Consider the following 11,988-nt stretch of genomic DNA (forward strand, 5'->3'; position numbering starts at 1 on the left):
TCTAATATTTATTTGAAAAAAATAATCTTCAAGTGAAAAGATTCAGTGATGAAGATTTAATGATTTTAAATTTTGTTGTGCTACCCAAATATACAAATTATGTGCTAATTTTGCAGAAAATTAATTGAATGACAACAATAGTGGTCGCAATGGGCGAGAAAAACGAAATTGGTGCTGATAACCAATTGCTTTGGCATCTCCCTAAAGATTTAAAACATTTTAAAGACCTTACATCGGGTCACCCGATCATTATGGGAAGAAAGACTTACGAAAGCATCGGCAAGGCACTCCCAAATCGTACCAATATTGTAATTTCCAGAAAGAAAAACTGGTTTGAAGAAGGAATTTTAATTGTCGGAAGCATTAAAGAAGCCGTTAAATTTGCAAAAAAGATTGACGAAAATATATTTATTATCGGAGGCGGAAATATTTATGAACAGACCATGGAAATTGCTGATAAACTTGAAGTTACTTTGGTGAAGGCTCAATTGGAAGCTGATACTTTTTTTCCTAAAATAGATCCGAAAATCTGGAAGCTGACGGATGAGGTTTTTCATGAGAAAGATGATAAGAACCAATACGATTTTTCTTTTCAAACTTATGTGAAAATTGAAACTAAGAGTTGATATCAGGCAGTTTTTACATTAATACTGAATAATTAATTCTCAACCAAATTTATTACCTTTGCACTTCTAAATTTTAATAATGAATAAATACATAAAAATCGCAGTAGCAGCACTTCTGATTTTGGGAGGTCTTTACATGATGATTTTCACAAGAAACTTAGGTTGGGGAATCGTAATCTTCCTTTTGTCTGCTTTGCCTATTTTCTTATTCTTTAAAAACGAAAACATTCTTTTGGCATTTTGGCAACTGAGAAAACAGGATATGGTAAAAGCCTCGAAATTTTTAACCAATATTACTGATTACAAATCTCAGCTTCACAAAACCCAATATGGCTATTACCATTATCTTCAAGGTTTGGTTTTGGCTCAGGATCATCCTACGAAAGTTGAACCTTTAATGAAAAAAGCTTTGGAATATGGTCTCAATATGAAACATGACAGAGCGATGGCAACTTTAAATTTGGCAGCCGGAGCAATTTCTAGAGGAAGAAGACAGGAAGGACAGAGACTTCTTGATGAAGCGAAAGCTTTGGATACTGCAGGAATGATGACTGATCAGATTAAAATGATGAAAGATCAGTTGAAAATGCCGACAATGCAGAAGCATATTCACAATCCTCATATGAGAAACAGAGGGAAGTTTTAGCAAATTCCTTTTTCAGATAAAATATAAATGCACCAATTTGTTTTTGGTGCATTTTTTATGTTTTGTAAATTGATTTACATTTCAGAATTACTTTCGTAACCATAAAATTTCGGGATTTGCCAATGATATTTCACCGCCAGCGTTCTGACACTTACAATCATTAAGATTGTGAAGATTTGGATGAAAGTATAGGAAAGATTAGTAAAATGCGTTAGCAGTAAAAAAGTTGAACCGCCAATAATGCATGCGCTTGCATAAATTTCTTTCCTGAAAATTAAAGGAATTCTATTCAGTAAAATATCCCTTATGATTCCGCCAAAACATCCGGTGATCGTTCCTAATCCAATACAAATTAAAGGGTGAATTTCTAAATTTAATCCTTTCTGGACACCGATAATGGTAAAAAGACCTAATCCAAAGCTGTCGAAAATAAATAGGGTTACTTTAAAATTTTTCTCTATCGATTTAAAGATCATCGAGAAAATACTTGTTACCAAAATTAAACCGCACATTAAAAGATCATGCATCCAGAAAACAGGAATATCAAGAAGTAAATCTCTCACCGTTCCGCCGCCAACAGAAGTAACGAAAGCGATAATTAAAACTCCAAACGGATCCAGTCGCTTCTGCATCGCAGCAAAACTCCCCGACATCGAAAATGAGATCGTCCCGAGAATTTCTATGGCAAAATTAAACTGTTCGTGCATTGGGTATGGGTGATGACTGATGAACTATAAATGATGAATTCGCAATTTAGATCACTTATCATCCTATTGATTATTTTTCAACTCTCACCGCGTCCGGAACCAAAAGTTCATATTCTCCACCGTGGTTGATGATTTCTCTCACGATACTGCTGCTGATAAACGATTTTCCTGATGAGGTAAGAAGGAATACGGTTTCCAGTTTTTTGTGGGCTAAAGTGCGGTTGGTATGAGCAATTGCCTTTTCAAATTCAAAATCTGCAGGGTTTCTAAGGCCTCTTAAAATGAACTGCGCATTTTTTTCAAAGCAGTAGTCGACTGTTAAACCTTCAAAATGATCTACTTCAACATTGGGGAACTCAGCGACAGAATTTTGAATGAATTCCATCCTTTTTTCTAGTGGAAACATGTATTTCTTCTGAGAATTTTGTCCGATGGCAATAATCACCTTGTCGAAAAGTGCCGCAGCTCTCTCAATAATATCGTAATGTCCTAAGGTAATAGGATCAAAAGACCCTGGAAAAACGGCAATTTTCATGCGTAATTAATTATAAGTTATGGGCTTAAATCATGCGTTGAGAAAAAATTAAAGCATCTGACTTAATCTTCCAACATTCATCTTTCAGCCTTTATTTCTTTTTATTCAAAGCTTTTTCAACTTCATTTCCGCAAAGATCTTTGATAGAGATTCCATAGATTTTTGCCTGCTGCGGAAGAATACTTGCGGGTGAAAAACCTGGGTTGGTATTCATTTCCAGCATATACGGAGTTCCATCCATTAAAATAAATTCACTTCTGGAAAATCCACTCATTCCTAAAGAATCGTAAGCTCTTTTTGCGATTTCTTCCACTCTTTTTGTGGTTTCAGCGTCAATCCTTGCCGGAGTAATTTCTTCAGAAGCTCCTTCGTATTTAGCTTCGTAGTCGAAGAATTCATTTTGAGGAACAATTTCTGTAATTCCCAAAACGATCGTCTCTCCTTTAAAATCTATGACACCTACAGAAACTTCCATTCCGTCGAGAAAACTTTCAATTAAAATTTCATCGTCTTCCTTAAAAGCGACTTCAGTGGCAGCAATAAGTTCAGACTGTTCTTTTACTTTAGAAATCCCAAGTGAAGATCCAGATTGATTAGGTTTTACGAAAACGGGAAGTCCAAGATTTTCAATAATTTCTTCAACGTTAATGTCTTCTCCTTTTCTGAGGTAAACACTTTTGGCTGAGGGAATTCCATATTTTGATAAGACGGCTAAGGTGTCTTTTTTATTAAACGTCAGGGCACTTTGATAAAAGTCACATCCGGTATAAGTTTGACCGATTGCGTCCCAGTAAGCCTGCAGAATTCCGTTTTCACCGGGAGTTCCGTGGATGATATTGAAGCAAACGTCAAATTTTAAAGTTTCGGTATCGTTTATATTGACAGAAAAATCACCTTTATTAATAGGAAGTTTATTTTCATTTTCACCTAAAAAATACCATTCATCTTTAAGAATGACAACTTTATATACATTATACTGATCTCTGTCTAAAGAATCATAGATCAACTGCCCACTTTTCAGGGAAACTTTATATTCGTCAGAATAGCCTCCCATCACTACAGCAACGTGTTTTTTGCTCATATCCGTTTATATCATTTAAGGCAAATTTAATGAAATTATATCACGCACGAATTGAATTTGTCAAAATTTGAAACAAATGCTAAATCTGTTAAATAAAAAGTGCAATCAAAAATTATTAGTTATATTTGCCGTTATAATTCAAGTATTTTCAAGTATGCTTAAATCACTTTTCAATTGGAAAGTTTTAGTTAATTTATTAGTGGCAATCGCTGTTTTCGTGGGATTGGTATGGCTTACATTTCGTTGGCTTGAGTACCATACAAACCATGGGCAGGAGATTCCTGTTCCTAATATTGTTAATAAATCTGTACATGATGCTGTCAAAATTTTAGAAGACACAGGTCTTGACTATGAAGTAGACAGTGCTACCTATAATCCGAAATACAGACCTTTTCAGGTACTTCAGGTATATCCTGCGCCAGGATCACGTGTTAAAGACGGAAGAGCAATTACTTTAAAAGTTAATCCACGAAGCTGGGCGCCTGTGGCTGTGCCGGATGTAATCAATAAATATTCTGGTCTTGCATTCCAGAGATTGGATCAGGTAGGCTTGAAAGTTGGAGATACTATTTTTGAGCCGAGTATCCAGAAAGATGCAGTTCTCAGAGTTTTATTTAAAGGAAATTCATTGAAGCCGGGTACAAAGATCCCAAGATTCTCTGTAGTTGATGTTGTAGTAGGCTCTGGACCATTGAGAAATATATCAATACCGAATGTGGTAGGTTTAACGGTGAAAGAAGCAAGAGCTTATATCGCCAGAAATCTTTTTGAAGTTGGAATTGTAGAGCATGAAGATGGTGGCAAAGATGATTCTGATATTGTCTATTACCAAGATCCAGCTGCAGGTGATGCACGAGATCAGGGAATGCAGATTGACCTTTGGGCGAGTAAGAAAACTCCTGCAGAACTGCGTGACAGAATAGAACAGCTAAACTCTACTTACAGAATGAAAATCGATACCACACTTCCGCCGATAAGATACGAAGAGGTTCCTAATTTTCAGGACGAGCCAGTAACTGTGCCTCCACCACCTGTAACGCCAAAGCCAGCCAGCCCGAAACCTTCAGCTACTTCTACATCTAAGCCTGTAAGTTCGGTGAGAGCAACGGATACGAAGCCAAGGACAGCTACAGACAATGCGGCGAAGCAGACAGCAACACAAGTTACAGATAAGCCTAAAACAAAAAAGGTTACTATTCAGTAAAAATTATATTGATAAAAAATTCAGGCTTCAACTTTAACATGTTGGAGCCTTTTATGTAAAAAGACCGTAATGACAGAAGATAACGAAGATTTTTTAGACGAAGAATTATTAGATCCAGGCAATGTAGATATTGATGAGGAAAACAAGGGTTTGTATGAGCATGTGAACATTACTGTTGATGGCAAGCAGGAACCCCTGAGAATAGATAAATTTCTTTTAAACTTCCGTCAGAATTCTTCAAGAAATAAAATTTCGCAAACCTGCAGAGCCGGGAACGTTGTGGTTAACGGAAATCCTGTAAAGCAGAACTATCGCGTAAAGCCGGGAGATCAGATTTCATTACTGCTTGCGCATCCGCCGAGATTAAATGTAATTATTCCGCAGGATATCCCGATCAATATTGTTTATGAAGATGATGATCTGGTCGTGGTAGACAAAGATCCCGGAATGGTAGTGCATCCCGGATTTGGAAACTGGGACGGAACCTTAGTCAATGCATTGGCTTTTCATTTTGATAAGAAAGGTGAGAAATCTGATTTGGATAGAGTAGGATTGGTGCACAGGATTGACAAAGACACGTCCGGACTTTTGGTGATTGCCAAAAACGAATATGCACTGAGCTTTCTTGCCAAACAGTTTTTTGAAAGAAAAACCAAAAGATTATACTGGGCATTTGTCTGGGGTAATGTGAAAGAAGATGAAGGCACCATTACGGGTCATATAGGAAGGCATCCTAAGAATAGAATGCAGATGTACACTTATGTAGACGGAAGTGCTGGGAAGCACGCCGTGACTCATTATAAAGTTTTGGAAAGATTTAAATACATGACCTGGGTAGAATGTAAGCTGGAAACAGGAAGAACTCACCAAATCCGTGCTCATTTCAAACATATCGGTCATACACTGTTTAATGATGAGAGATACGAAGGAAATGTCGCCCTTCGTGGAGTTAATCTTCCTAAGTATAAGCATTTTGTGAAAAATGTTTTCGAAATTTTACCGAGACATGCACTTCATGCCCACACTTTAGGATTTATACATCCCACGACTAAAAAGGAATTGTATTTTGAGAGCCCAATGCCTCAAGATATGACGGATGCCGTAAAAAAATGGAGAAATTATTTAGAAAACTAAAAATATATTGAGAATTTTTTTATATTTGTTGAATTGAAATCAAGATTTGTTATGAGAAAACTATATGCTATCGTATGTTTAGCTCTTTTGTCTAATGCGTACAAAGCACAAGAATCATTACCATACTATCAGCAATATCTATTAGATGGTGAGTTCCTGTTCAACCCTGCACAATATGGTAAAACGGACTATGTACAGCTTAATCTAAACTATCAACAACAATTTTCAAAATTTAGCGAGTCTCCGAACGTTCAGTCTGTCGGGATTAATGCTAATATTTTTGATAGAGTGGGAGCGGGTATTTCCGTTTTTAGAGATAGCAACGGTCCTATATCTGCAGGTGGTATTACAGCGGGAGCTTCTTACTTCATCCCTCTAAGCAGTGATGGTGAAAGAAAAGATCAGTTTTCTTTTGGTACAAGTGTTAATTTTTATAATATGAATTTTGACTATTCTAAAATTAATACTGAAGACGGTTACGATCCTTTATTACAAGGAAACGAGAGTAACATCTTTATGGCATATGCAAACTTCGGTTTAGCTGCTACCTACAAAGGTTTATTTGGAGGTGTTTCTGTAAACGATATTGCATTAAGCAACGACGAATCTATCGTTAACAACTACGAGCCATCGCCAATCAAATTCTTCTTAAACTTAGGATACGACTGGAAAATTGCAGACAATATTGCGATTACTCCTTCAGCATTAATCAATTTAAATACCAACTCTACAAGAATGATGGATTTAAACTTGATGGCTACATTCTCTAATGACATCAATGCATTCTCTTTCGGGGTAAGCTACAGAGGTGTTCAAAACAGATTTGACAACCAACAGTTGAGTATTTCACCAATTGTAAAAGTAAGATTCAACAAATTTATGGTGGGTGCTACTTACAACCTGGGAATGTCTGACATTCAGGAATATGGTGGAAACAGCTTCATGATTGGTTTGGGTTATAACTTTGATAACTTTATTAATCATAGAGGATTTAGATATTAATCTGATTTAAATTAAATAAATTTGAGCTCTGAAATTTTTCAGAGCTTTTTTTATGATCTACATTCACATTCCTTTCTGCAAACAGAAGTGCAGTTATTGCAATTTTCACTTTTCAACGTCTTTAAATTTTAAAGATGAAATGCTTTCTGCAATGAAAAAGGAAATTTTTCTACGAAAAGATGAGCTTCAGAATAAAAATTTGAAGTCACTGTATTTCGGTGGCGGTACCCCTTCTATACTTTCTGGCGATGAAATCAAGTCTTTGATTGATGAAGTTCTCAAATATTACGACTTTAACTCAGATATTGAAATCACTTTAGAGGCAAACCCAGATGATTTAGATAAAAACTTCTTAAAACAGCTGTCCACTTCATCGGTAAATCGACTGTCAATTGGAACGCAGAGTTTCTTCGATGAAGATTTAAGGTTGATGAATCGTGCACATAATGCTTCGGACGCTGAAGGTTCCATAAAAAGAGCTCAGGATTTTGGCTTTGAAAATTTAAGTATTGACTTAATTTACGGTTCGCCAACTTCAAGTTTAGAAATTTGGAAACAAAATTTAAACAAAACCATTGCGCTTGAAGTTCCCCATATTTCCTCATACGCCCTGACCGTGGAACCCAAGACTGCTTTAGAAAAATGGATTGCGAATGGAAAAGTTTCCAATCCTAAAGAAGAAGAGCAGAACAGAGAATTTTATTATATGATTGACTTTTTAAAAGATCATGAATTTGAGCACTATGAAATCTCTAACTTTGCTAAAAAAGGTTTTCATTCAAGACATAATTCTGCCTATTGGAAGTATACTGAATATTTGGGAATTGGTCCTTCTGCACATTCCTACAACGGATTTGACGCAAGAAGCTGGAATATTGCCAACAACCAACAGTATATTAGAAAATTAGACTCCAATCTTTTAGCTAAAGAGACTGAAATCCTGTCACCGAAAGATCAGTTTAACGAAATGATTATGATTGGCCTCAGAACAACCTGGGGCGTTGACCTCGAAAGTTTACAAAATAAATTTAAAGAAGATATTTTAGACCAGTTTCAGAAAGAAATCCAACAGAAGCTTGCAGATGGAATTTTAATTGAAGAAAATAATCATCTCAAAATTCCTGAAAAACACTGGTTTATGGCAGATGGAATTGCTTCAGATTTGTTTCAGGTTTAGCTGGAGAGTCAAAATTCAGAGGTCGATCCATAGGTTTGTAAAAAACTTCCCGACTCCGACATTCTGCATCCAACAATTTCACTATTTTTGCACTAAATTTCACTTCGTTTGAAAACTAAAAAACAGGATTATTCGCATCTTTCGCCTCAACAGCCTATCGGAATTTTTGATAGTGGTGTGGGTGGATTAACGGTTGCCAAAGAAATCAAAAGACTTCTTCCGAATGAAGATCTGATCTATTTCGGAGATACCAAACATCTTCCTTACGGTGAAAAATCTAAAGAAGCGATCATCGGGTACGCAACAAAGATCACGAATTTCTTACTGGAGCAAAACTGTAAAGCTATTGTAATAGCCTGCAATACCGCAACGGCAAATGCTTTGAATGAAGTAATGGAAGCTGTTGCCGGAAAAGTTCCCGTGATTGACGTAATCAACCCAGTTGCTGAAAAAGTAGCGTATGAAATTCACAATAATGTAGGGGTCATTGCAACTAAGGCTACGGTGAATTCTGGTCTTTACAAAAAAAGCATCAGGAAGCACAATAAGTTTATCAAAGTAGATGAACTGGCGACACCGCTGTTGGTTCCCGCGATTGAAGAAGGTTTCAAAAATCACCCGATTACCCACTCAATTATTTACAATTATCTGAGCAATGCCAAGCTTAAAAATATCGAGACGCTGATCCTAGGCTGTACACATTATCCTTTACTGATTGATGAGATTAAACAGTATTACGGAAACCGTGTACGGGTAATAGATTCTCCCAATATTGTAGCCAATCACCTGAATATTATTTTAGATAAATATCATTTGCTCAATACAGGCAATCCAAAGGCGACTTACCAGTTTTACCTATCGGATATTACCAAAAACTTTGAGAAAATTTCAAAAAAGTTCTTCGGGAAAAGTATAGATTTAGAAATGAAGGTTTTATAGAAAATTAATGATTATTATATCAATAAAAACGGGCTAAAGCCCTTTTTTTTATGCAGTGTCGATGGCTTTAGCCAAAATCTAAAATCCAGATTTTAAATTTCACTAATAATTTTTTCTGAATTTAATCTCTTTTTCGGAGTAATGGTCAGTTGGTTATGATCTTCTTCAGACTTTTCGCCAATGGCTACGGCAAAAACAGATTCGTAATTTGGATTATTGATGATCGAATCATACTGATCAGCCTGAATACCTTCCATTGGGGTAGAATCGATTTCCATATCTGCGCAGGCTGAAAGAAATACACCCAGCGAAAGATAAACCTGGTGGGTCATCCAGGATTTGATATATTCTTCGCCTTTTGGTTTTACAAGAGTGTTATAAAAATTTACTCCCACTTCGTTAAGATATTCGTGCATTTGGTTTTCGAAGTGTTCTGAGCTTTTCAGCACCTGAAAAACGATCACATGACTGCAGTCGATTACTTTTTGTTTGTTGTGGTAAGAAAATTCAGATAATTGCTCTTTAATCTCCTGTGTTTTAATAAATACAAAATTCCAGGGCTGACTGTTGATTGAGGACGGACTCAAATTCAATATCCCTTTCAATTCATCAATTTTCTCCTGGCTAATTTTAACTTGAGGATTGTATTTTTTTACCGCATACCGGTTTTTTATTTTATCTAAAAAGCTCATCGTTATTCATTTATACCTACTAAATTAAACAAAAAAAATCAGGAATTAATTTTCCTGATGATCTGTTTCTTCTAAATCTGTTTCCTCTTCCTCAATAGGTTCAAAAAAGCTGAAGGTTATATTTCCATACTTTCGGCTGTCAACCAAATTCGGATGATCAAGTTTCATTCTGCTTTGATGTTCTACGATGAAAACTCCGTTCGGTTTCAGATATTTATTTTTTAGAACCAAAGAAATCAGTTCCATATATTTTTTCTCTTCAGTTTCAAATGGTGCATCAGAGAAAACAATCTCGTAAGACTTTTTATTTCTGAATTTTTTCAGCCAGTCAAAAACATCGCCACGCTGCACACTTACATTTAAGCTAAATCCAAGTTCTGCAGCAGTAGAATTTAAAAATGAAGTATGTTTAGGGTTTAATTCAACTGAAGTGACATCTTTGCAGCCTCTGGACGCAAATTCGAAAGTGATAGAGCCAATTCCTGCGAAAAGATCCAGCACAGAGCTCGCCTGCATATCGTATTTATTTTCGATGATGCTGAACAAAGCTTCTTTCGCAAAATCGGTGGTCGGTCTTACGTCAAAGTTTTTAGGAGCGGCTATTTTTTTGGCTTTCCACTTGCCGGCAATTATTCTGTACATTTTTTTTAGGTTTTAGGTAGTAGATTATAGGTAAGCAGAAAAGGACTAAGTTCTGAAATCTGCGTCCTGCAACCTAATTTAGAATGAAATTCTTATTCGGAATATTATCAAAAACAATTTTTATATTCTTCACAAACTTCTGAAGTTCTGAAATAAATGTTTCGTTTTCTGTCGTTTCTCCGTACACATAGAAATTGGTGTCGTTGATGCCGAAACCGATTTTGCTTAAAGTAAACATCACGAAGTAAAGAAAATCCACTTCAGAGTTCACGTCAAGATTGTTGTACAAAATCACCTTTTTGTTGGCAATCGCAAAAAACTCACACTGGTTATGATAAAGATTAATATGAATTTCTTTGTTGTTTTTATTTTGTATTGAATTTAAAAACTTCTCTCCCGAAAAATTGAACTTCACAGGGATTGAGAGATCTTTAATTTTGGAGTACAAATCCTTAGGAAAAGTATAATAAAACTGAACCTGAAATTTCTTATTCACCGACAGCATCAATTCCTCTTTTTCCTTATCAACAGGAGCGTTGAAAGCGATCAGGTCATATCCTGCATCGTGCTCAGAAAAACCTTCCGGCATCAAAGTAAAATGATTGAGTGCCGAAATTACAGATACTTCATCATATCTTTGTTTCAGCAAAGCTTCCTCCAGTTTATCAGCGATAAAATTTGCGGGAGATTCTTCATTCACGAGATAAGACTTCTCCTCCAAAACATTTTTGTTCTTGGAAATCTGATAAATCAGCCCGTCTTTTGTAAAAAGTAAAGTAAGTACGTTCATATAACAATTGCTACAAATTTAGTGAAATTCTACCATTACCGCACCCGATTGGTGATGAAGTATTTCTTTGTTGTAAAAATCCAAACCGGTTTGACTTTCAAGCACGTCCCAGACTAATTTCTGAAGTACACCGTCACCAATGCCATGAACAATTTCAAGTCTTTTCAGATGATTTTTTCTGCAGAAACTAATTGTCTGCACCAGTTTTTCCTTTTGCATAAATAACCTTTCAAAACCGTCGTAGTCATTCGGATTTTTAACCAAATTATGAAAATGTAAGTCAAGAACCAAGGGATTTTTATCGTGTTTTTTAGAGGTCACTTTTCTGGGTTCTGCTTTTTGCACAACTTTTATATTATCATAGATAGAAGCATTTTTCGGAACGAGTTTCTCTTTCGGATGCTGATACGTAAAACCATATTCATCCTTGAAAACCACGATATTTCCATTCACCGAAGTGATTACTCCGCTCAAATCTTCGTCTACTACAGATACTTTATCGCCAATTTTCATATATTTTTTTCATTTTGTCATTGAAAGTAATTAAGAATCAATTGTTTTCTTTAATAAAACTACTAATCGTTAACTACCAGATTACTCATTTTTAGGAGCTATTCCCGCTATCCACTCATACTCCTCGCAAGCCAGCCTGTCCTGAGCCTGTCGATTGGCTTGCTGTGGGGTAACCGTTACTATGGTAAGTTTGCATGAAGCAAAATAGATTAATAACTTGGTTAAAAAAATTAACCAAAAGAGCAAAAGCAGCAGGATAAAGACAGACGTTTCTTTGATACTTAGATATCGCCCCTGATA

General features: G+C 35.9%; 15 protein-coding genes. 7 read left to right on the forward strand and 8 right to left on the reverse strand.

Features of this window, described 5'->3' with window-relative positions; all coding sequences use genetic code 11:
• Positions 1-128 precede the first annotated feature (128 nt).
• Together OMO38_RS18120 and OMO38_RS18125 are read left to right on the forward strand one after the other, a co-directional pair.
• Complete coding sequence (locus OMO38_RS18120; RefSeq protein ID WP_264751593.1) at positions 129-626, forward strand: dihydrofolate reductase; 498 nt, start codon at positions 129-131, stop codon at positions 624-626.
• Positions 627-705: 79 nt separating this feature from the next.
• The gene (locus OMO38_RS18125; protein ID WP_264751594.1) at positions 706-1,272 is read left to right on the forward strand and encodes a DUF2892 domain-containing protein; all 567 of its coding nucleotides are present in this window, start codon (positions 706-708) and stop codon (positions 1,270-1,272) included.
• A gap of 74 nt (positions 1,273-1,346) precedes the next feature.
• On the opposite strand, the gene OMO38_RS18130 is transcribed toward OMO38_RS18125, so the two are convergent.
• The 3 genes from OMO38_RS18130 to OMO38_RS18140 all read right to left on the reverse strand — a co-directional run bounded on the left by OMO38_RS18130 (position 1,347) and on the right by OMO38_RS18140 (position 3,595).
• The gene (locus OMO38_RS18130) at positions 1,347-1,979 is read right to left on the reverse strand and encodes a trimeric intracellular cation channel family protein (RefSeq protein WP_264751595.1); all 633 of its coding nucleotides are present in this window, start codon (positions 1,977-1,979) and stop codon (positions 1,347-1,349) included.
• 70 nt (positions 1,980-2,049) lie between these two features.
• Positions 2,050-2,514: a pantetheine-phosphate adenylyltransferase gene (gene coaD / locus OMO38_RS18135; protein ID WP_047447322.1), complete on the reverse strand. Its 465-nt coding sequence runs from the start codon at positions 2,512-2,514 to the stop codon at positions 2,050-2,052.
• 91 nt (positions 2,515-2,605) lie between these two features.
• On the reverse strand, positions 2,606-3,595 hold the full coding sequence (locus OMO38_RS18140; RefSeq protein WP_264751596.1) for a D-alanine--D-alanine ligase: 990 nt from the start codon (positions 3,593-3,595) through the stop codon (positions 2,606-2,608).
• 154 nt (positions 3,596-3,749) lie between these two features.
• Between OMO38_RS18140 and OMO38_RS18145 the strand changes: the two genes are divergently transcribed.
• From OMO38_RS18145 to murI, 5 genes are all read left to right on the forward strand, one after another.
• The gene (locus OMO38_RS18145; protein ID WP_264751597.1) at positions 3,750-4,799 is read left to right on the forward strand and encodes a PASTA domain-containing protein; all 1,050 of its coding nucleotides are present in this window, start codon (positions 3,750-3,752) and stop codon (positions 4,797-4,799) included.
• A gap of 69 nt (positions 4,800-4,868) precedes the next feature.
• A complete protein-coding gene (locus OMO38_RS18150) occupies positions 4,869-5,933 on the forward strand; it encodes an RluA family pseudouridine synthase (protein WP_264751598.1) in 1,065 nt (354 codons plus the stop codon).
• A gap of 51 nt (positions 5,934-5,984) precedes the next feature.
• The gene (locus tag OMO38_RS18155; protein WP_264751599.1) at positions 5,985-6,935 is read left to right on the forward strand and encodes a PorP/SprF family type IX secretion system membrane protein; all 951 of its coding nucleotides are present in this window, start codon (positions 5,985-5,987) and stop codon (positions 6,933-6,935) included.
• 52 nt (positions 6,936-6,987) lie between these two features.
• Positions 6,988-8,112: a radical SAM family heme chaperone HemW gene (gene hemW / locus OMO38_RS18160; RefSeq protein WP_264751600.1), complete on the forward strand. Its 1,125-nt coding sequence runs from the start codon at positions 6,988-6,990 to the stop codon at positions 8,110-8,112.
• 108 nt (positions 8,113-8,220) lie between these two features.
• A complete protein-coding gene (gene murI, locus OMO38_RS18165; protein ID WP_264751601.1) occupies positions 8,221-9,051 on the forward strand; it encodes a glutamate racemase in 831 nt (276 codons plus the stop codon).
• 92 nt (positions 9,052-9,143) lie between these two features.
• Here murI and OMO38_RS18170 read toward each other — a convergent pair whose 3' ends face one another.
• From OMO38_RS18170 to OMO38_RS18190, 5 genes are all read right to left on the reverse strand, one after another.
• Positions 9,144-9,743 (reverse strand): nitroreductase family protein, encoded by a 600-nt coding sequence (locus OMO38_RS18170; RefSeq protein WP_264751602.1) that lies wholly within the window; start codon positions 9,741-9,743, stop codon positions 9,144-9,146.
• Between the two features lie 45 nt (positions 9,744-9,788).
• A complete protein-coding gene (locus OMO38_RS18175) occupies positions 9,789-10,385 on the reverse strand; it encodes an RsmD family RNA methyltransferase (protein ID WP_264751603.1) in 597 nt (198 codons plus the stop codon).
• Between the two features lie 73 nt (positions 10,386-10,458).
• Positions 10,459-11,175: a DUF3822 family protein gene (locus OMO38_RS18180; RefSeq protein ID WP_264751604.1), complete on the reverse strand. Its 717-nt coding sequence runs from the start codon at positions 11,173-11,175 to the stop codon at positions 10,459-10,461.
• Positions 11,176-11,193: 18 nt separating this feature from the next.
• Positions 11,194-11,688 carry a Smr/MutS family protein gene (locus OMO38_RS18185; protein ID WP_264751605.1) on the reverse strand — a complete coding sequence of 165 codons (495 nt, stop codon included), beginning with the start codon at positions 11,686-11,688 and terminating at the stop codon, positions 11,194-11,196.
• Positions 11,689-11,769: 81 nt separating this feature from the next.
• A partial coding sequence (locus tag OMO38_RS18190) for a hypothetical protein (protein ID WP_264751606.1) occupies positions 11,770-11,988 on the reverse strand: 219 nt, incomplete at its 5' end.

This window comes from Chryseobacterium kimseyorum (genome assembly GCF_025971945.1).
Lineage (GTDB): Bacteria > Bacteroidota > Bacteroidia > Flavobacteriales > Weeksellaceae > Chryseobacterium > Chryseobacterium kimseyorum.

What these genes read in the sequence shown, in the direction of transcription:
- OMO38_RS18120 (WP_264751593.1), top strand. Translation starts at nt 129, where the DNA reads ATGACAACAATAGTGGTCGCAATGGGCGAGAAAAACGAAATTGGTGCT.
- OMO38_RS18125 (WP_264751594.1), top strand. Translation starts at nt 706, where the DNA reads ATGAATAAATACATAAAAATCGCAGTAGCAGCACTTCTGATTTTGGGA.
- OMO38_RS18130 (WP_264751595.1), bottom strand. Translation starts at nt 1,979, where the DNA reads ATGCACGAACAGTTTAATTTTGCCATAGAAATTCTCGGGACGATCTCA.
- coaD (WP_047447322.1), bottom strand. Translation starts at nt 2,514, where the DNA reads ATGAAAATTGCCGTTTTTCCAGGGTCTTTTGATCCTATTACCTTAGGA.
- OMO38_RS18140 (WP_264751596.1), bottom strand. Translation starts at nt 3,595, where the DNA reads ATGAGCAAAAAACACGTTGCTGTAGTGATGGGAGGCTATTCTGACGAA.
- OMO38_RS18145 (WP_264751597.1), top strand. Translation starts at nt 3,750, where the DNA reads ATGCTTAAATCACTTTTCAATTGGAAAGTTTTAGTTAATTTATTAGTG.
- OMO38_RS18150 (WP_264751598.1), top strand. Translation starts at nt 4,869, where the DNA reads ATGACAGAAGATAACGAAGATTTTTTAGACGAAGAATTATTAGATCCA.
- OMO38_RS18155 (WP_264751599.1), top strand. Translation starts at nt 5,985, where the DNA reads ATGAGAAAACTATATGCTATCGTATGTTTAGCTCTTTTGTCTAATGCG.
- hemW (WP_264751600.1), top strand. Translation starts at nt 6,988, where the DNA reads ATGATCTACATTCACATTCCTTTCTGCAAACAGAAGTGCAGTTATTGC.
- OMO38_RS18170 (WP_264751602.1), bottom strand. Translation starts at nt 9,743, where the DNA reads ATGAGCTTTTTAGATAAAATAAAAAACCGGTATGCGGTAAAAAAATAC.
- OMO38_RS18175 (WP_264751603.1), bottom strand. Translation starts at nt 10,385, where the DNA reads ATGTACAGAATAATTGCCGGCAAGTGGAAAGCCAAAAAAATAGCCGCT.
- OMO38_RS18180 (WP_264751604.1), bottom strand. Translation starts at nt 11,175, where the DNA reads ATGAACGTACTTACTTTACTTTTTACAAAAGACGGGCTGATTTATCAG.
- OMO38_RS18185 (WP_264751605.1), bottom strand. Translation starts at nt 11,688, where the DNA reads ATGAAAATTGGCGATAAAGTATCTGTAGTAGACGAAGATTTGAGCGGA.